Here is a 19,963-nt window from a genome sequence, read left to right as displayed (position 1 = left end):
CCTTTGATTCATTTTTCCTAAACTTTTAACATTATATTAAAAAGACAGATTGAAATTTGTTTTACAAACTTAAATTACCTTAAATTTCAACAACAACAAAACAAAGGCTAACATTGATTTTTTGCAACATTACTTCTAAATCTGACAACAAAGGACTTTTTCTAAAAACTTCATTTCCAAAAACCACTAAAACAATATGTTCGTGGTAAATGTGATAACTTAAGAAATGAATTTTGCCTAATAAAGAGGTAGCTTCTTTTAATGTTAAAGTTTCGGCAAAACAACACAAAATACCAATATTGGAATCTATATCTGCAGTAAGAGATAACTGCAATTTATTTTTTGGATACAAGGTAATTTTGGATTCCGGAAACTGTATTTTTAAGTTATTGGTCAGAACAATTTCTGCTTCAGACAATTTAGAAAACTCTTTTGAATTAAAAGAAAGAGATTCTATATAATAAACAAGCTTGGTCATTTCTAAGGCAGCGCCCCAAAAATCTTTCGACAAATTACCAATATGTTTTCCGGTGCTTTCAAACAACTGTCGCCAGGTTTCAAACAAACCGGTATGTTTTTTCGGGGGGGTAGCCATATATAGCAAGATAAAAGTGTTAAAAACGCAAGTGTCTAACCGAAGCTTTGTTGTCGCGCAGTTCTTTGAGCGAGTCGATGCCAATTCTGAGATGAATATGAGCATAATTTGCCGTTACAATTTTGTCTTTTATTTCAGTTTTAACACCATCAGGTTCCATAGGTTGATCTGACACTAACAGTAAAGCACCCGCAGGAATTCTGTTCGAAAAAGCTACGGTAAATATAGTAGCAGTTTCCATATCTATGGCCATGCATCTGGTTTCGAGTAAATAGTCTTTAAATGTTTTGTCGTGTTCCCAAACTCTTCGGTTAGTTGTATAAACTGTACCTGTCCAATAATACATACCTTTTTCGGCAATGGTAGCAGAAATAGCTTTTTGGAGCGCAAAGGCAGGCAATGCCGGAATTTCCGGTTTAAGATAATCATTTGACGTTCCCTCCCCTCGAATGGCTGCTATAGGTAAAATAAAGTCTCCAATTTCATATTTTTTTTTAAGCCCACCACATTTTCCCAAAAACAAACAAGCCTTTGGTCGAATGGCTGTGAGCAAGTCGAGTATTGTTGCTGCATTAGCACTTCCCATTTGAAAGTTAATGATGGTAATATTTTCAGAGGTAGCAGTGGACATTGTATTTTGCAGTCCTCTTACAGGAACATTATGCCATTCAGCAAACATTTGGACATAATTGATAAAATTAACCAAAATAATATACTCACCAAATTCTTCAACAGGAGTTCCTGTATATCGGGGCAGCCAATCTTTTACTATTTCTTCCTTGCTATTCATAAATCTTTATTCTGCTCAAAATGATGAAAGGATTAATCCTGGATACAAAGTTTTAATTTAGGATCAAAGTTATCTTTGTTCATCCGGATTATGGAGTAATTGCTTCCAATCACTACCATGAATAACCTGCTCGATTGTTTGATACAAGTGTAAAGGGCGACAACTTCTCCAGTTAATTTTATCAAATTTTGTGCCCCAATTCAGATAACGTTGCAAATCACAGGTTTGCATTTCTGTCAATACATGTTCTCTAAAATTCATAGCAACAATCCATCCATCTTGTTCTCTAACTTCTTCATGCCATTCTTCATAATAACAATCGTCATCTGCATGGAAATTTAGAACATTTTCGCCTATCAGGAGAAATTTGAAGATTTCACGGCGCAAGAGTTTGTCAATTACTTTGCGTTTTAATAACATTATATCGTTCGTTATACAGTCATTCCATTCACCGAGCAATTCAATAACTGTAAAATTTCGGATATAATCGGCATACAAAATTTTCAGATATAGGGTTTCAGAACCAAAATGGTCCCATTGTGGATGGATATAATAGTTATAAACGGTATTACTCCATTCAAACTCGCTGTATGTTCGTTTATAAAAGGGAGATTTCCGGTCTTCGGATGCGATGTAGTAATCTCTCCATTGATGATAAGGCTCAATTTCGTGCATGGTTAAAACGCTTCATGGTCAACAAAGGAAAAAAATATAAACGTAATAACCAAAACAAAAACTGAAAAATTGTATCAATAAATACCTGAAAACTTTACAGGCTGCAACTTAACAGGTAAAAATCAGACAGAAAACAATACCTAAGAAATTGCGTCCATAGGTTTTTAAAAAGAGATGCCGGTAAAGATGGATAAACGGCGAATATCTAATTCTGTTCTGGTAACATTGCCCTCAAAAGGCACATATTCGGTCGAAAATTTTTGAAAATTATACCCAACACCCAATACCCAACTTAAAGGACCTTGCCCCCTGAGTTTAAAGCCTGCACCCAATCCAAAAGTCAGTCCTCCTTCAGTTTTAAGAAATTCGTTGTTGTTTGAGGCAAAAGCGTATCCTGCCCGAGCAAAATAATGAGGAGTTATAGGTTTTGAAGGCAATAAATCTCCGCTAAAATTAACAAAAATGGGAATAAGCCTGGTAGTGTTGGTTTCTGCATAGTACCAATAATAGTTTATGGGTAAATTCCAATAAAACTGTACACCGACACCTGCACCTAAAGCTGCATAAGGATTAAATTTATATCCGTTGATAGTTTGTAGTCCCAGCCCGATACCGTCTCCTTCACCTCCAATAAGAAAACCAAATTCGGAACTATGAGAGTATCCATGTTTTTTATATTCTAATTTGGTAGCACTCGATTCGGTAGTTATTTTTTCTACTTCTGACAGATCAAATACAAATACGTTATTGCCGGTAATTTTAATTGAAACCTTGCCTGAACTTTCAGGATTTATCAATTCTCCTCTAAGAATTGAACCGTTTTTCAGATATACTACTGATTGCATCCTTTTTTGAGCAAATCCTGTAACACAAACCAACAAAGCAAACACAACAACAAAAAACTTCTGCATAATATTCAATTTAAAGGTTTCTTAAAAGATACACCATAAACGTATTCACTTGCTTGTTCGGTTGGTTCTGAATTGTCATTTATTTTACCCAAATGTATTCTGTTAAGAAAATAACAATCTTGTACAAGAACAGAAAGTTCTACGTTAAATAAAGTTAAACTTTCAAGCCCCTGTAAAAATAGCCATACTTTAGCTACAAACCCATAACCTCACTCTGAAACACACCAAAAACTATGAAAACATTTATTCTCTTGCTATGTATATTCGCCTTATACATTAGCCCAAATTCTATTGCAAATTCTTATGCTTCCAATCTTAACCCACTTTTAACAGATGGAAATCCGGAAGACGAAAAGAAAGACAAGAATGCTCCAAAGGAAATCAGCGCAAAGCGCCTGGTCAAGACACCTAAAATAGATGGCGTGTTAAATGATGAAATCTGGGCTTTACCAACTACCCCGAAAGCCGAGAATTTTATCCTTGTTGAACCCAATCCGGGATCTGTTCCATCACAATCTACCGAAGTCTTTGTTTTATACGACGATGATGCCATTTATCTGGCTGCTCATCTTTACGATAGCAAGCCCGACAGTATTTTAAGGCAACTTTCCCCAAGAGATGAGCTCGGCAATGCCGATTGGTTTGGGATTGTTATAGATTCCTATCAGGATGGACTTAACGGATTTGGATTTGTTGTCAATGCAAGTGGAGTCCAAACTGACATTAAATATACAGCTCAAGGTGAAGAAACTTCCTGGAACGCTGTATGGCAAAGCGCTACTGATTTTACGGATGATGGATGGACCGTAGAAATGCGTATTCCTCTTTCTGCTTTGCGTTTTGCTTCTGCCGAAAAACAAACATGGAATGTCAATTTTGTAAGGTTAGTTAGAAGAAGCAGGCAAAAATCATCCTGGAATGAAATCAGACCGGAAATAACCGGTTTTCTGAATCAATCCGGTAAACTCACCGGTCTGGACAATATCAAAGCGCCCCTACGGTTGTTCCTATATCCCTATATTTCCGGCAATCTCGAACATCAGTATAAAACTACCGGGGACAGTAAACTTTTTAAAGGATTTAATGCCGGAATGGACATTAAATATGGCATCAATGATGCTTTTACCTTAGACATGACACTGGTACCTGACTTTGGGCAAACAGTATCTGATAATCAGGTGCTAAATCTAAGCCCTTTCGAAGTGCAGTTTAACGAAAACCGTCAATTCTTTACTGAAGGAACTGAATTGTTTGGCAAAGCCGGTCTGTTTTATTCAAGAAGAATTGGCGGAACTCCAAAAGGTTTTTCAGATGTTGTCAATAATCTTGGAGAAGGAGAAACTATTGTTTCAAATCCATCGGTAGTACAATTATTGAACTCAACGAAAATTTCGGGAAGAACTTCCGGTGGGTTAGGAATTGGAATTTTAAACTCTTTAACTGCTCCGACACATGCTGTTGTAAAAGACGCAGAAAACAAAGAGCGCGAAGTCTTAACTGAGCCTCTGACCAACTATAATATCTTTGTTTTCGACCAAAACCTCAAAAACAATTCATACCTGAGTATTATCAATACTAATGTTTTCAGGAATGGCAGCCCTTATGAAGCCAATGTAACCGGAACTGAATTCAGGTTTAACAATAAAAACATGAAATATGGCATCAACGGAAAAGCAGCAGTAAGTCAGATCTACCAAAATGGTTTTAAAAATCCGGAATTAGGCTATCAGTACAGCGTCAGTATGGGAAAAATAAGTGGAAATACGCAGTTCTCTATATGGAATGGTATTATTAGTGACACCTATAACCAAAACGATCTGGGTTTTTTAAGGTTGAATAATTATTTTTCATCCGGTGCAATTTTTAAATACAATATCTATAAACCTTTTGGACCTTTCCTTAATCTTTATACAATGGCAAATGTTGAATACCTTCGCCTGTATAAACCAGATGCTTTTTTTAATTTCTCTGTTGGGACGGAAGTTTTTACCACAACCCGTAAACAGCTAAGCATAGGAATTTTTTCATATCATGAGCCCATCATTACTTACGATCATTTTGAACCCAGGGTGAAAGGCAGATTTTATACTTTCCCGACCAATCATAATTTCGGAGGATGGTTTTCGAGCAACTATGATAAAATATTTGCCTTAGATGGAAACACCAATATTCGTTTTTTTAATGACGAAGGCAGGCATAATTTCAACCTGTCATTAAGCCCTATTGTCAGATTGTCAAATAAAGTTAGAATCAGATTAGATGCAGTTAGCAATAATTCCATCAAAGATGTTGGGTTTGTAACATTTAATGAGGGGAAAACTGACGATATTATATTTGGAAGAAGGAATGTCAGAACCTTAGAAAACATCTTATCTGTAAATTACATCTTCACCAACAGGATGGCATTAACCCTTCGAACCAGACATTATCATTCGGAGGCTTTTTATAAAAAGTATTACCATCTTGACACAGAAGGTATGTTGACAAATACAGATTACAACGGCGAAGAATCAGACGGAACTTCTAAGCACCATGCCAATTTTAATGCCTTTAATATTGATTGGGTATATACCTGGCAGTTTGCGCCCGGAAGTGAAATGAGTGTTGTGTGGAAAAACGCAATTTACCGTTTTACCCGTCAAACAGGGCAAGGCTATTTTAATAACCTGGAAGATACTTTGACCAGTGATCAAAGTAATATGTTGTCAGTGAAAATTCTTTATTTTATAGACTATTTAACAGTTAAGCGAAAACTAAAAACCCAAAATGTTTCCAGACAAGAAGCTAAAAACAGAGCAAATTCATCTCTTTAAGTTCCGGATATACTGATACAGGCATAACAGTAGAAATGTAAACTAATAAGGGCAACCAATTAAGATTGGCTGCCCTTAATTTTTGGTTTTAAACCCAAATTAGATTTTTTATTGTTTCACTAATTTTGTGGTGTATCGTTCGGCAGGAGTCGTTATATTTAACAGATATACACCATCGGGCAAACCATCAACCAAGAAATTCGTTTGATTGACCGAAGCTGCAAAAATTTGTAGAATTTCAATTTTAACCAATTTACCTGCTACATCAAATAACTCTAAACGGGCAGTTCCGTCTATTGTGGCACTAAAAGAAATTGTTACCAAATCTGATGCCGGCACCGGTTGTACATTAAATACTTGCGGGCTTTGATAACTTCTGTTGATGGAAATAATTTCTGAATTAGTACTTGTGCCATTAAAATCAGTTTGTATTAAGCGGTAATAACACAAACCTTGAGGGGCATTTTGGTCGAGATAACTGTAGTTTTGAGTTACAATGCTGTTGCCGGCTCCTTTTATAGTTGCAACGGAATAAAATTCGTTGACATTGCCGGTCGAACGTTGAAGGGTGAAAAAGTCATTGTCTGTTTCGGTGGCAGTTGACCATTCCAAAAGGTTGCCGGTTTCGATAGCCTTACCATAAAAACTGAGTAAAGTAACCGGAGTTTTGTCGCAGTAAAAATCTTCATTTGCTGTACTGCCGGTACATCCAAGTCCGTCAGAAATTACTTCAAAGGCATAACTTGTTGTAGATCCGAACAACAGGATAACTTCAACGGTCTCTCCAAAACCTAACGTTCCATTGAAATCCCCTATCACTACATATTCTGCATCCAAATTATATTGAGGATATCCACCCGTCAATGCCAGCAAAATGTGGTAATCGCCGGTAAAAAAGTCGCAATAATCATTTATATAGAAAGCAACAGGTGCGAGGAAAACTATTGGAGTTCCGGGAGCTACTTTCGTACACGGATTATTAAAATCAGGCACTCCGGGAGTACTTCCTTCAGGTCCGGCAACCGCTGAAACATAATAAGTAGTATAGGTATTGATTGAAGGGCTACTGTTTGCAGAAAAAATACCTCCTTCAGAGTTCACAGATAAAACCGTTCCCAAAACATCACTTGGAGATGTATGAAGAACATAAGCCAACACATCATTATCTCCTAAAACAGCTCCATCCGTAGAAATATTAGAACTACTGCCGGCACATAAAACTACTTCGTCGGAAGGCATTGTACCCGGATCTGCATTGCTACCTAAAATCAAAGTTATTTCGTCAGTTGCCACACAAACTCCTGTTGAGTCTGTAACAGTTAGTATATATGTAACAGTTTCGGTCGGAAATGCCACAGGATTTGAGACAGTAGGATCGCTTAGCCCATCTGTGGGTGTCCATGAAAAGAAAGTGCCGACTGTGTTGCTGCTTCCCAATTGAACTGCATCACCCGGACAAAATTCTACATCATCGCCGGCATCAGCTATTACATCATCTGCCACGAAAATAGTAATTTGGTCGCTGTCTTCACAACCCACAAATGGATTGATAACCGTCAGCGTATAGGTTGTAGTTTGAGTAGGTGTAGCAATTGGATTTAATATTTCTGTGTTGCTCAACCCGGTTGAAGGAGACCATGAAATCATATCCCCTCCAAAGGCACTTCCTTCCAATTGAACGCTTTGTCCTGGACAAATTGTTGAACTTCCAGAAGATATGCTTGCTTGTGCCAACACAACCTGACATTCAGTAACATTAAACTGAAAATCACGAAGGTTGGTACTGATAAGTACTCCATCCCGATATTCGCTGACACAAATTCCCACAACATATTGTCCTGTTTCCGTAGGAAAGGCTGAAAAAATTCCGGTATTTGGGTCAATTGCCATAGTAGGAAAACCACCTAACTGATTCGTTCCGGAATATGGGGGCAACCAGGTAACATTGGCATAGGGTGGGATAGATGCTGAAACGGGTTGAGGCGCTAATGCAGAAGCTCCCAAAAAAGGTTCACAAATTGAATAAACTAACTGATCGCCGTCTGCATCAGTTGCTGAACTATTAACCACCAACGGACTATTTGCACAAACAACAATGGGGGGGTAGAAATTAAATACCGGTGAACTGTTGTTACATTCTCCCAAAACAGTATCGGGTACATTTGCTACATAAGTAGAACCTGTTCCACCCGGATCAACTATATTTACAATTGTGTTGTTGCGACAACATCTTTGGTGGACTATCTGATATCCTCCGGATATGAAAGGCAGAGTTACAGTTGTTTGGTAAAATCCACGTTCCACACAAACGTCGGGACCTGTTTCCAAGCAAAGCCCTTCAGTTGAAACAGTTAACTGTTCTATAACCGGACTAAACATGCTAACATTCTGAACTACTCCACCCGAAGCATTAAATATGGTGATATATGCAGGATTGTCAAAAAGTGCACAACTCACACAATAGCAATCGCGGTAGATTACCATATTGATTTGAAACACATCCCCTCCCAAACACTCATAAGTCAATTCTCCTCCAATTAAGTGGGCAGCTTTTGTTTGTTGAGTTGTAAATGCAGTCATTCCTGCTAAGAGAATAAACAAGTAACGTAAAATTGTTTTCATAGCTAAACAGTTACGAAATGATGGATACTATTTTCTGCAAATAAACAGTTTTTTTATCTTTCCTTATGCAACTTTGAACAGGTTTTTGAAAATCTGATGCAATTCGGGTAATATATTGTTTAATTTTGCACCCAATTGAATTTTATCTATGAAACTTGAAAGAGAAATACAACAGAAAAGCTTCAGAAATGAATGGCAGAAAAGTTTAGTCAATATTATTTTCACCAATAGCTGGATTTCTTCACAAATAAAAGAACACCTTGCTCCATTTGGAATTACTTCGCAACAATATAATGTATTGCGTATTCTTAAAGGACAGTTTCCTAAAGCTATCACAACTTCTGTTATTCGCGAACGAATGTTGGATAAAATGTCCGATGTATCAAGAATGGTGGACCGTCTGCTCCAAAAAGAATTAGTTATCAGATCAACTTGTGAGACAGACAGAAGATTGGTTGATTTGGTGATCAGTCAGAAAGGCATTGATCTGCTTGCTGAAATAGAAAAGCATAATGAAGATATTGATAAAATTGTAGTCAACCTTAGCGAAGAAGAAGCAAGGCAACTCAATTTTCTTTTAGATAAAATCAGAGATTAAACCAGGCTTTTCTGTCCGCTACCGTTCCATTATTTCAAGGTAATTTCTTTGGTTTTTTACTGTTCCAAATCGTTTTGTATGGCTTGGCATGGTAATTGTTTGATGAATAGACAAACCAGTTTATTCAATATCTGCAATAACCATTACACAAATTCGTACAACATGAAACGAATACTACTATTAAGTTGCCTGCTTTTAACATTCTGTACTTATCTTCATGCACAGAGGGATACCCGATATACGCAGTATATGTTTAATCAACAAATGCTTAATCCGGGTTATACAGGAAGTACAGAGAGTTTGAGTTTTACCGGTATTGGAAGGTTACAATGGGTTGGAATCGAAGGCGCGCCTAAATCAGTTGGACTAAGTGCCCATTCTCCGTTAGGCAAACAAAAAAAATTCGGAGTTGGTGGATACATTGCTTATGACAAGATTGGTGTTCACAATCAAACAAGTGCCTATGCCAGTTATGCCTATAAATTTATTCTTGGTGAAAGTCGTTTGGTAATTGGTTTACAAGGAGGAATTGATTACTTGCGTTCTGATTTTACACAAGTAACGGGAAATGAGAATATTGATATTACTATTGATAATGCTTTTGCCGATAACCAACGAAATTTATTGCCTAATTTTGGCTTGGGCTTGTATTTTTACAAACCTAATGTATATTATCTTGGTGTTTCGGCTCCTCATTTGTTAAATAACAACCTCCGTTCAGATTCCGGAGTGGAAACATTGGCACATCAGTACCGGCATTATTATGCGATGGGTGGAGTTGTTATTGGGAACGGCGATTTTAAAGTCAGACCTTCTTTTTTAGTAAAATCCGTACCCTCTCAAGCTCCGGTTCAACTTGATGCAAGTTTGTTATTCCTCATTAAAGAAGTTGTCTGGTTTGGCGCATCTTACCGAACTGCTTTTGGCAACAAAGATCCTTTTGCTCAGTCAGAATCAATTGATGCCATCATTGCCTTTCAACTGCCAAAAGGTTTGAAGCTTGGCTATGCCTATGATTACACATTGTCAAAACTAAACAATTACACTTCCGGTTCTCACGAGGTGATGGTGGGTTTAGACATAAAAGGCAGAACTGACCGGTTTATAACACCAAGATATTTTTAGAGTTTTATTTTTTTTCATTTTTGATTGGTTAAATTTTGTTACCTTTGCAGAGGCGGCCTTAGTAAGGCTGCCTTTGTTTTTTTGTGATTTAACAAGCAGGGATTATTTTAAAAATCAATAATAAAACTATCATCTGTTACAAGTAATAGAAGGTTGAAACTAAAGCAATTAACGATTTGAATTCTTATTTCGGTCAATTTTTGTTTACTACCCAACCATAAGACTTTAAAGATGTTTATTGGAATATAACAAAACTGACTGTGAGCAATAGCGCTTTCTTTTCCGACTTTTTTCTTCCGGGCGCTTTGGCTTTGGTGATGCTGGGAATGGGGCTTACGCTCACCTTCGACGACTTTAAAAGGGTATTTAACCATCCTCGAGGATTGCTTATTGGGTTAGGGGCACAGATGATTTTACTCCCCTTGATAGCTTTTTTAATCGCATTTACCTTCCCTTTAACACCTGAAGCAAAAGTAGGTTTGATTTTGATTGCAGCCTGTCCGGGTGGTTCGTCTTCCAACCTGGTCAATCATTTGCTGAAAGGCAATGTTGCGCTTTCAATTTCGCTGACTGCATTAAACAGTTTGCTCACCTTATTTACCATTCCAGTTGTTGTTAATCTGGGGATGAATATTTTTTTGGGCAAAAGCCACGAGTTTGAATTACCGATGGGGCATACCATGCTCAACATTTTTTGCTTTACCATCCTTCCGGCATTGATTGGTGTTTATCTTAGAGGAAAATTTCCTATGACCGCCCAAAAAGTCGAACGCCCTTTGAGATATTTATTGCCTGTCGTATTATTTATTGCTTTCTATGGAATTATTTTCTTTGACCAAAAAGACAATCATACACATTTATCAGACTTGGTTGGGCTTTTGCCAATTGCCCTCGTTTTAAATGTTATGGGTATGGCGGCCGGATATTATCTATCTGTTATTGGGAAACAAGGTAAAAAAGTCCGAACTACTGTTGCAGTAGAAGTTGGTTTGCAAAACAGTTCTCTCGCTATCTTTATCGCTACAACCTTGTTAAAAAGCACCGGTATGGCAGTCGTTGGTGTTTTGTATGGCATTACCTCTTTTTTCGTTACTGTCCTGATTGGCTGGTTCATATACAAGTTTGTTGAAGAATAGACCAATAATATCTCTGCACCCAAGTTGGTTTTTTCTAAAAAATGTTGGTTCTAAAATTTTACCAATCATTCAACAGCACATTTCGCAATTCTTTCTTTATTAGGGCTTTAGTCTATGGCCGCTAATTGTTGCAATTCAATGACCTGAATTGGAAATTTTAACCAGATTTGGTTCCCCACTTTTTAAGCAAAATAATCAAACTTTTAAACACATTAAAGTTTGTGTGATTTATCATCGGCTTTATTTTAATAAGGTTTAAGTAGCTTATTAGCCTTGGCTATTTAAATTTTTGATTTTTTATAAAAATTTCTATATAAACTGTAACTTTTCAAATTCTCTAACCGTAAAAAGACAATAGCACCCCTACACAAATTCCTTCGTAACTGTAAAAATTAGTATTTCATTCTAATCTGAACCGGTATTGTTCAGAACATAGATTTAGGGAACTTATGTATCGTGTTGTTGTTTTTTTTGCTTTGTCATTTGAAATTTTTATTTCTGCCAATCTACATGCTAATTGTGTGGTTAATGCTCAAATAGCCCCTAATACTTTTTTTAGTTCATTCACTTATATGGAAGGTGAAGGTTGCCCAAACGGAACAGAGCAAACGGTTTCTTCTGATATTTCCTTTGAAAGGCAAATTGTGGTTTTATTAAACAATTTACGTGTCAGTAATGGACTTTCTCCACTAAAACTCTCTGAAGAATTGACAGCTTCAGCAAGGTATCATGCAAAAGACATGTGTCAAAAAAATTATTTTTCTCACCCAAGTCAGGATAATTATGGAAACCAAACCTGTCAGCCGTTTGAAAGAATAGGGGCTTTTTATTCATGGACAGCCGCTGCTGAAAATATTGCAGCGGGTTATTTTGATGCTCAAAGCGTGTTTGATGGTTGGGTAAGCAGTCCGGGGCATTATAGCAATATGATGAGTCCGATGGTTTATGAAGTTGGAATCGGATATTATTATGATGCATCTTCAACTTATATTACCAGATGGGTGATGGACTTAGGTCGCAGGTATAATATTTACCCGATTATCATCAATCAGGAAGAAGAAGTTGTATCAACATCCCAGGTAGAGCTATTTAAATATACATCATCTGGATATAATGAAATACGGTTAAAAGTGAATAATGGCAGTTGGAACAATTGGCAGCCGGTTTCAAATATAATTGAATACAATACCAATGCTACTCAATCCGGTAATTACACTTTATATGCAGAAATGCGAAATGCAGCAGGAAACATTTTAAGTAGTAGCGATGATGTTATTTTAGAACTGACTGGAGAAACCGGTTCTACCGGAACAAGTAGTACCAATGGAGTTACAATAAAGGTTAAAGCAATTTTGCAAGGTGCTTATAACAACACGACACAAAACATGTCCACCAGTTTGCGCAATAACAATTTGTTGCCATTAAATCAACCATTCAATCGGCCTCCCTGGAATTACACAGGAACAGAATCAGTTACAAATGTTTCAGCTATACCGGCAAATGTTGTTGATTGGGTTTTAGTTGAAGCTCGTAACGCCACCAACAATTTCGAAGTTCTTGAAACAAAAGCAGCATTTTTATTGAATGATGGCAATATTGTTGATATCAATGGTACCATTCAGGGGGTATTATTCAATCAATTAACCGAAGGAACTTCCTATTTTATTTCCTTAAAAACACGAAATCACCTTGCGGTTATAAGTTCAAATGCGATTACTGTTTCTAATTCTGAAGTTTTAGATTTTACCAATCCTGTAAACATTTTAGGTGGTGCTTCTCAGTTAAGCCATCTGGGAAATGGAAAATATGCCCTGCTTGCCGGCGATATGGATGCCAATGGAACTATTACGGTAAGTGATTTCAATTTCTTTCAATCCGAAATGAGCCTGATCAATGTCTATGTTGACAGCGATTGTAATATGGATAAAAACGTAACCGTTGCAGACCTCAATTTGTATAGCCCAAATATGAGTAAAATTGGAGTTACTCAAATTAGATACTAAAGTTTGAAGCAATTGTACTTTTCTAATCAAAATATTTCCAATACATATTGTTAAAAACAAGTGATTTCCCTTAGTTTTTAGCTTATGATTTAAGTTAGAAAATATTATTTTCTTTAATTACAGAGGTCATATCAATTTTAAATTGAAAATTGAAATATGAAATAGCAGATTTCTTGTTTTAAAAGTAAAGAATGGAATAAGAAATACCAGATTTCCTGTTTTAAAAGTAAAGAATGGAATAAGAAATGAGTCGTTTCCAACTTCTTTTTAAAAAATGGAAGTTGGAAATCGTCTGTTTCTTACTTTAAAAAAATTAAATGAAACAAGAATTAGATCGTTTCTTATTTCTTTATCTTTAAAAGAAATAAGAAATGATTGGTTTCTTACTTCAATATCTATAATTGGAATAAGAAACGGGCCAAAACCTGTTTCAAAAAAGTTTTGAAAGTTAAATTTATTCTATTTTTAGTCGAATAAATTTAGATAATTTGCATTTAAAGTTTTAAATAGACTACTTGGGTCCAAACAAATGAATCAAAAAACCGTTTAGCGATTCAATTGCCAAAGGGATTTTCCAATTATCAGTATTGCGGGGTTCAATATAATTGGATATAGATCGGATCTGACTAAAAGGAATACTATGATTTTTTAAACAGGCATAAAAAAAAGACGCTCCTTCCATTGTTTCAACGTCTGGATGAAATAGGTTTTGTCTTAATTCAATTGTCTTACTATTTCCTGAAACTGTATTAACGGTTATTCCCTTAACTTTTTTAAGCAATCCGGTTTCAGGAAGGTTTAGTTCGGGTTGAGTTTGGTTGTATAAAATGCCGTTTTGGTATGGATATTCGTTTGGATGAAAAAAAGGCATTTGCGAAATGGGTATAAATTTGTCGTTGTCTTCAGCTCCAAGATCGGCAATTTGCTCACTTGTTACCTGAACAACTTCACCGAGGGTAATATCTTTTGAAAAACTGCCGGCAATACCTGCCTGTATAGCAATCTGAAATGGTTGCTGAAACAAAGCCATAGCTGTGTGAAAAGCCATATTCATCATTCCCGGACCGGAGATAACCGCCGTTATAAGGAATTGATCAATTTTCAGATGATAAGTTTCCTGTGTAAGAACAGAAGTTCTTACGGATTGAAAATGTCTTAAAAAGGGTTCTATTTCTGCTTTTGTGGCGGACATTAACAGAATTCGCATAATGGATGGCTTGTGTTTTTAATCATAATTATTTAACCATCTCTCTTAAGTAAGGGTAACCATTACCGTATGTTTAATGTTATGCGTGTTTATGAATCACACCTTTAGGTATTGCAGCGATGAGTTTTTGTGTATAAGCATGCTGGGGGTTGTTGTATATGTCGTCTGAAAGCCCCATTTCTTCAATTTTTCCGCGGTTCATGACGATCATTCTATCACTCATAAACTTAACAACACTCAAGTCATGAGAAATAAATATATAGGTAAAACCAAATTTGGTTCTAAGATCTATCAACAAGTTTAATACTTGTGCCTGAATAGAAACATCGAGCGCAGACACTGATTCGTCGCAGATGATAAACTTAGGATTAAGTGCTAAAGCTCTTGCTATACAGATACGTTGCCTTTGACCACCGGAAAATTCATGCGGGTAGCGGGAAAAATGAGATGCATTCATGTTACAGGTTTCCAGTAATTCAATAACACGGTCTTTTCGCTCTTTGTTATTGTTGAAAATTCCATGAACCATCATGGGTTCCATGATTGCATTTCCAATTGTCAATCTTGGATTAAGAGATGAGTATGGGTCCTGAAAAATAATTTGCATTTCTTTGCGGAGTTCTTTCAATTCAGGTTCCGGCATTTCTAAAATAGCTTTTCCTTTGTACAGAATGCTGCCTTCATAAGCCGGAGCAAGTCTTAAAATAGTTCTGCCCAAAGTAGTTTTACCACAACCTGATTCTCCAACAAGGCCTAAAGTTTCGCCTGGAAAAACGTCAAACGTAACATCATCTACTGCTTTGACCCATTCCAGTGTTTTTCCGAATATATTTTTTTTAGCCGGAAAATATGTTTTCAGATTGCTCACCTGAAGCAAAGGTGTTTGTTGTTGAAGGGATTCCCAGCGTTTAGCCGTTTCTTCGGAAGATATTTCAACTCGTTGAATCATTTCTTCTACCGACGTAGATTTTTCCTGTAAGTTCCCACTTTCGTCAACAGACATGAAATCATCAACGATGGGCAACTTGCGCAATCTTTTTCCCAATGGCGGTCGGCAGGCAAGCAACCCTTTGGTATAAGGATGTTGAGGGTTGGTGAAGATTTCGACAACATTTCCTTGTTCAACAATTTTCCCTTTATACATCACAACAACCCGGTCTGCAATTTCGGCAATAACCCCAAGGTCGTGGGTAATAAACATCACAGAAGAGTCGATTTCTTTTTTGAGTTGCTCCATCAACTCCAAAATTGTTTTCTGAACGGTTACATCTAATGCAGTGGTAGGTTCATCAGCTATTAAAATGCTTGGATCGCAACTCATAGCCATGGCAATCATGACCCTTTGTTTTTGTCCGCCCGACAATTGATGTGGATATGCCTGAAAAATACGCTCAGGTGAAGGCAATTGCACTTTGTTAAACAATTCGAGTGTGCTGGTTTTTGCTTCCTGGAAATTAAGTTTTTTGTGAAGCATTATGGATTCAGAAACCTGACTTCCACAAGTAAATACCGGGTTCAGCGAAGTCATAGGCTCTTGAAAAATCATGGCTATTTCATTACCTCGATATTTTCTGATTTCGTTTTCCGGAAGACTTGCTAAATCTACCTGTACATTTTGTTTGTTCCTGAATAAAATCTGCCCACCAACTATTTTACCGGGGGGATTGGGTATCAAACCCATCACCGACAAAGCGGTAACAGATTTTCCCGAACCTGATTCCCCAACTATTCCAATTGTTTCCCCTCGCTTTAAATCGAAACTGACCTTGTCAACAGCTTTTACTATGCCATCTTCGGTTTTAAAATGTGTTTCCAAGTTAATAACTTCTAAAAGCGGAGCGTTCATGGGCAAAAAATTATAAACTATAAAGATTGTGTTAGCGGGTAAAATTAGGGGGAGTTATCGGATTTGCCAAATATATATTCCAATTCTTTCAAGCCATCCTGTATAATTTGTATCCTTTAAATCGCTTTTTTTAATACAAGTGGAGTACAAAGTCTTCGTTATTAAAACCTGGGATTATTTTTTTTGCTCCTTCATGATGTTTTTCCCTTCCCGTTCCCTGTTTTTATACAATTGAAACCTTGAAATTTGTTGTTTAGGAGGATAAGAGTTATTGCTCAAATCGCAATCTGCTGTTTCCAAAAACGGGTCTAAGGTTGCTCCGATTAACTCTTTTTGAGTTATAAAAACCTTGCTGACCGTTTTATCGTTTTTTCGCCAAATTTCAGCAGGAATTCTTTTTATTTCTTTTGAACCGTCAGTATAAGCAAATTCAATAATGAGCGGCATGACCAAACCACCAATATTACTGAATGACAACTCGTAATAGTTGAAGTTTTGTTGAAGAAGTTGTTTTTCCTCTTCATTTAGAGTATTCAAATAATTCTGATAAATACTGCGGTCAATTTCTGTAACCACCAACGAATCATAACGGTTGTAAAAATCGGCTAAAGATGGATCGCTGTCCAACTGACGTGGTAATTGCTCATCTTCATTACGAAGGTCAGTGATATATTTGGGGGCATTTGTTTTTTCATCTTTTATCACCGCTTTTTCAATATCGGGGTTTCGCGTGTTAATCTTAAACCATTTTATTTCATCCAAACTAATGTCAACATGATCTGTTGAATAAAACCATCCTCTCCAAAACCAATCGAGATCAACAGCCGAAGCATCTTCCATAGTTCTGAAAAAATCTGCCGGTGTGGGGTGTTTAAATTTCCAACGATTGGCATATTCCTTAAAAGCAAAATCAAACAATTCGCGCCCCATTATCGATTCTCTTAAAATATTTAAAGCAGTCGCGGGTTTGCCATAGGCATTATTACCAAATTGCAAAATAGATTCGGAATTTGTCATAATTGACATCTGTCCGTTTTTGTCACCTTTCATATAATTGACAATATTTGGTGCCGGTCCTCGTCTTGAAGGAAATCCCTTTTCCCATTCCTGTTCAGTGAGGTATTGTAAAAAACTATTCAACCCTTCATCCATCCAGGTCCATTGCCGCTCGTCGCTGTTAACTATCATAGGAAAATAATTGTGTCCTACTTCGTGAATGATCACTCCAATCATTCCATACTTTGTTCTTGCACTATATGTGCCATCGGATTCGGGTCGTCCGAAGTTAAAGCATATCATAGGATATTCCATCCCAATTTTATCGGCATGAACCGAAATTGCAACAGGGTAGGGATAGTCAAAAGTGTATTTTGAATAGGTTTTAAGAGTATGGGCGACTACTTTGGTCGAATATTGTTCCCATAAGGGGTTGCCTTCTTTGGGATAATAAGACATAGCCATCACGGTTTTCCCGCTCATAGGAACACCCATTGCATCCCAAATAAATTTACGGCTTGCCGCAAAAGCAAAATCCCGAACATCTTCAGCTTTAAAAATCCAGGTTTTTTTGTCTTTAACCCTGCTTTTTTCTTGCTTCAGTGCTTCTTCTGCAGTTATAATAAATACAGGCTCTTTGGCTGTTTTTGATTTTTCGAGCCTTTGTTTTTGTTCGGCATTCAGTGTTTCGTTAGGATTTTGTAAAACCCCGGTTGCTGCAACAACCATATCAGCCGGAGCTGTAATACTAACTTTGTAATTGCCAAAACTTAAGGTAAACTCACCCGCACCTAAAAACTGTTTGTGTTGCCATCCCTGATAGTCTAAATATGCAGCTAATCTTGGATAGAATTGAGCAATTGTATAAAGGCAGTTGTCATCTTTTGAAAAATATTCATAGCCGGATCGCCCCCCCATTTTCATTCTATCGTTGATATTATACCACCATTTCATTTTGAATGAAAACACACCACCGGGTTTCAGCGGCTCAGGCAAATCAATTCGCATCATGGTTTTGTTGATGGTATAATTTAGTTTTCCCCCGGAAGTTGAGTTGAGTGATTCAATTTTAAATCCGCCATCAAAATTTAGGTGTAGCTTTTGAAAATCGTTAAAACTCAGGTCGTCTTTGATAGCATTGGATTCTGTAGCATAAGTATCCGATGTTTTTGCTTGTTGGTTTTGATCCAATTGCAACCATATATAGGTCAGAATATCAGGAGAAGAATTGTAATAAGTTACAGTTTGTGAGCCATCAATCCTGCGACGATTATCGTCAAGTTCTATTTGAATTTCATAATCAGCCCTTTGTTGCCAATATTGATGCCCGGGCGATCCGGATGCGGTTCTGTACGTATTGGGCGTAGGCAATTCGTGGTCAAGTTGTTTAAAAGTTTGCTCCGAAGTATTGGTATGATCCAAAGGGGTTTGCTGTGCATAAGCTGAAGATAGGGAAAAATAGAAACACAACAGGAAATAAATACCAAATGGGTAAAGTAATTTCATAGAATGTGAATGGTTTTATCAGGACTGTTAGAATGATGATAATAATTACAAAACTAACAAAAAATGATTTTGTTCTAAGTTGAAAATGATGTAAGACAAATGTAACAATTTTACTAAAAAAAATAAAATCGTAGAATCCTTATGGAGATTAGCGATTCGTTACCAATTTGGTTGTTTGGTCAAAAAAAACGCCTCCTGTTTTTGTTCAGGAGGCGTTTTGATAAACTGTTAAATATTAAGAGCCGAGATATGTTTTAAGCAATTTGCTTCGGGAGGTTGTTCTCAGTTTGTTGATGGCTTTGTCTTTTATTTGGCGAACTCTTTCGCGGGTTAAACCAAAACGTTCGCCGATATCTTCCAAAGACATGCTATGTTCAGAACCAATACCAAAATACAACTTAATTACATCTTTCTGGCGGGCTGTCAACGTGTCCAAAGATCGTTCAATTTCGCGCCGCAATGAATCCAAATATGCCAAATGACTATCGGTATTTGGAGTTCCCATATTTTCTAAAACATCAAGTAAAGAATTGTCTTCTCCATCAACAAAAGGGGCATCAACTGAAACGTGTCGTGCGGCAACACCCAAAGTTGTTTCAACTTCATCTGAATCAATTTCGAGTAAATTGGCTAATTCTTCGGGAGAAGGTTCGCGTTCAAATTCCTGTTCTAACTGAGAAAAAGCTTTATTAATTTTATTTAACGAACCGACTTTATTTAAGGGCAGACGGACAATTCGCGATTGTTCAGCCAAAGCCTGCAAAATAGATTGTCTGATCCACCAAACCGCATAAGAAATAAATTTGAATCCCCTGGTTTCGTCAAATCTTTGAGCTGCTTTTATCAATCCGAGATTACCTTCGTTAATCAAATCGCTCAGAGAAAGCCCTTGGTTTTGATATTGTTTTGCTACAGAAACTACAAATCTCAGGTTGGACTTGGTTAATTTCTCAAGCGCTTCCTGATCATTTTGCTTAATTCTTCTCGCTAAATCAACTTCTTCTTCAGGCGTCAGCAAATCTACTTTACCGATTTCCTGTAAATATTTTTCAAGTGACTGACTTTCACGATTGGTTATTGATTTGGTAATTTTTAGCTGCCGCATATTAAGTTAATAAGTTTAAAAATGGTTTGCAATTT

At 36.9% G+C, this 19,963-nt stretch carries 14 protein-coding genes; 5 read left to right on the top strand and 9 right to left on the bottom strand.

Annotated elements, in window-relative coordinates:
• Positions 1-79 precede the first annotated feature (79 nt).
• The 4 genes from IPM47_15950 to IPM47_15935 all read right to left on the bottom strand — a co-directional run bounded on the left by IPM47_15950 (position 80) and on the right by IPM47_15935 (position 2,971).
• On the bottom strand, positions 80-511 hold the full coding sequence (locus IPM47_15950; protein ID QQS28338.1) for a hypothetical protein: 432 nt from the start codon (positions 509-511) through the stop codon (positions 80-82).
• A 103-nt stretch (positions 512-614) separates the two neighbouring features.
• Positions 615-1,385, bottom strand: coding sequence for an AMP nucleosidase (locus IPM47_15945; protein QQS28337.1), 771 nt, complete (start codon positions 1,383-1,385; stop codon positions 615-617).
• A 69-nt stretch (positions 1,386-1,454) separates the two neighbouring features.
• The gene (locus tag IPM47_15940; protein ID QQS28336.1) at positions 1,455-2,060 is read right to left on the bottom strand and encodes a hypothetical protein; all 606 of its coding nucleotides are present in this window, start codon (positions 2,058-2,060) and stop codon (positions 1,455-1,457) included.
• A gap of 164 nt (positions 2,061-2,224) precedes the next feature.
• Positions 2,225-2,971: a hypothetical protein gene (locus IPM47_15935; protein QQS28335.1), complete on the bottom strand. Its 747-nt coding sequence runs from the start codon at positions 2,969-2,971 to the stop codon at positions 2,225-2,227.
• Positions 2,972-3,204: 233 nt separating this feature from the next.
• Here IPM47_15935 and IPM47_15930 point away from each other — a divergent pair, with 233 nt between their 5' ends.
• Positions 3,205-5,784 (top strand): carbohydrate binding family 9 domain-containing protein, encoded by a 2,580-nt coding sequence (locus IPM47_15930; protein QQS28334.1) that lies wholly within the window; start codon positions 3,205-3,207, stop codon positions 5,782-5,784.
• 108 nt (positions 5,785-5,892) lie between these two features.
• On the opposite strand, the gene IPM47_15925 is transcribed toward IPM47_15930, so the two are convergent.
• Positions 5,893-8,406: a T9SS type A sorting domain-containing protein gene (locus IPM47_15925; GenBank protein QQS28333.1), complete on the bottom strand. Its 2,514-nt coding sequence runs from the start codon at positions 8,404-8,406 to the stop codon at positions 5,893-5,895.
• 148 nt (positions 8,407-8,554) lie between these two features.
• On the opposite strand from IPM47_15925, the gene IPM47_15920 reads away from it, so the two are divergent.
• The 4 genes from IPM47_15920 (at position 8,555) to IPM47_15905 (ending at position 13,268) form a co-directional block, all read left to right on the top strand.
• A complete protein-coding gene (locus IPM47_15920; protein ID QQS28332.1) occupies positions 8,555-9,004 on the top strand; it encodes a MarR family transcriptional regulator in 450 nt (149 codons plus the stop codon).
• Positions 9,005-9,166: 162 nt separating this feature from the next.
• On the top strand, positions 9,167-10,129 hold the full coding sequence (locus IPM47_15915; GenBank protein QQS28331.1) for a type IX secretion system membrane protein PorP/SprF: 963 nt from the start codon (positions 9,167-9,169) through the stop codon (positions 10,127-10,129).
• Between the two features lie 260 nt (positions 10,130-10,389).
• A complete protein-coding gene (locus IPM47_15910) occupies positions 10,390-11,265 on the top strand; it encodes a bile acid:sodium symporter family protein (protein ID QQS28330.1) in 876 nt (291 codons plus the stop codon).
• Between the two features lie 449 nt (positions 11,266-11,714).
• Positions 11,715-13,268 carry a CAP domain-containing protein gene (locus tag IPM47_15905; GenBank protein QQS28329.1) on the top strand — a complete coding sequence of 518 codons (1,554 nt, stop codon included), beginning with the start codon at positions 11,715-11,717 and terminating at the stop codon, positions 13,266-13,268.
• Between the two features lie 511 nt (positions 13,269-13,779).
• Here the strand turns inward: IPM47_15905 and mqnB are convergent.
• From mqnB to IPM47_15885, 4 genes are all read right to left on the bottom strand, one after another.
• A complete protein-coding gene (gene mqnB, locus IPM47_15900) occupies positions 13,780-14,475 on the bottom strand; it encodes a futalosine hydrolase (GenBank protein QQS28328.1) in 696 nt (231 codons plus the stop codon).
• A 79-nt stretch (positions 14,476-14,554) separates the two neighbouring features.
• Positions 14,555-16,321, bottom strand: coding sequence for an ABC transporter ATP-binding protein (locus IPM47_15895; GenBank protein ID QQS28327.1), 1,767 nt, complete (start codon positions 16,319-16,321; stop codon positions 14,555-14,557).
• 174 nt (positions 16,322-16,495) lie between these two features.
• Positions 16,496-18,823 carry a M1 family metallopeptidase gene (locus IPM47_15890; GenBank protein ID QQS28326.1) on the bottom strand — a complete coding sequence of 776 codons (2,328 nt, stop codon included), beginning with the start codon at positions 18,821-18,823 and terminating at the stop codon, positions 16,496-16,498.
• A 235-nt stretch (positions 18,824-19,058) separates the two neighbouring features.
• Positions 19,059-19,928 (bottom strand): sigma-70 family RNA polymerase sigma factor, encoded by an 870-nt coding sequence (locus IPM47_15885; GenBank protein QQS28325.1) that lies wholly within the window; start codon positions 19,926-19,928, stop codon positions 19,059-19,061.
• Positions 19,929-19,963 lie beyond the last annotated feature (35 nt).

This window comes from Sphingobacteriales bacterium (assembly GCA_016700115.1).
GTDB lineage: Bacteria > Bacteroidota > Bacteroidia > Chitinophagales > UBA2359 > UBA2359.
This window is presented reverse-complemented; position numbering and strand designations above follow the sequence as displayed.

What these genes read in the sequence shown, in the direction of transcription:
- IPM47_15945 (QQS28337.1), bottom strand. Translation starts at nt 1,385, where the DNA reads ATGAATAGCAAGGAAGAAATAGTAAAAGATTGGCTGCCCCGATATACA.
- IPM47_15940 (QQS28336.1), bottom strand. Translation starts at nt 2,060, where the DNA reads ATGCACGAAATTGAGCCTTATCATCAATGGAGAGATTACTACATCGCA.
- IPM47_15935 (QQS28335.1), bottom strand. Translation starts at nt 2,971, where the DNA reads ATGCAGAAGTTTTTTGTTGTTGTGTTTGCTTTGTTGGTTTGTGTTACA.
- IPM47_15930 (QQS28334.1), top strand. Translation starts at nt 3,205, where the DNA reads ATGAAAACATTTATTCTCTTGCTATGTATATTCGCCTTATACATTAGC.
- IPM47_15925 (QQS28333.1), bottom strand. Translation starts at nt 8,406, where the DNA reads ATGAAAACAATTTTACGTTACTTGTTTATTCTCTTAGCAGGAATGACT.
- IPM47_15920 (QQS28332.1), top strand. Translation starts at nt 8,555, where the DNA reads ATGAAACTTGAAAGAGAAATACAACAGAAAAGCTTCAGAAATGAATGG.
- IPM47_15915 (QQS28331.1), top strand. Translation starts at nt 9,167, where the DNA reads ATGAAACGAATACTACTATTAAGTTGCCTGCTTTTAACATTCTGTACT.
- IPM47_15905 (QQS28329.1), top strand. Translation starts at nt 11,715, where the DNA reads ATGTATCGTGTTGTTGTTTTTTTTGCTTTGTCATTTGAAATTTTTATT.
- mqnB (QQS28328.1), bottom strand. Translation starts at nt 14,475, where the DNA reads ATGCGAATTCTGTTAATGTCCGCCACAAAAGCAGAAATAGAACCCTTT.
- IPM47_15895 (QQS28327.1), bottom strand. Translation starts at nt 16,321, where the DNA reads ATGAACGCTCCGCTTTTAGAAGTTATTAACTTGGAAACACATTTTAAA.
- IPM47_15890 (QQS28326.1), bottom strand. Translation starts at nt 18,823, where the DNA reads ATGAAATTACTTTACCCATTTGGTATTTATTTCCTGTTGTGTTTCTAT.
- IPM47_15885 (QQS28325.1), bottom strand. Translation starts at nt 19,928, where the DNA reads ATGCGGCAGCTAAAAATTACCAAATCAATAACCAATCGTGAAAGTCAG.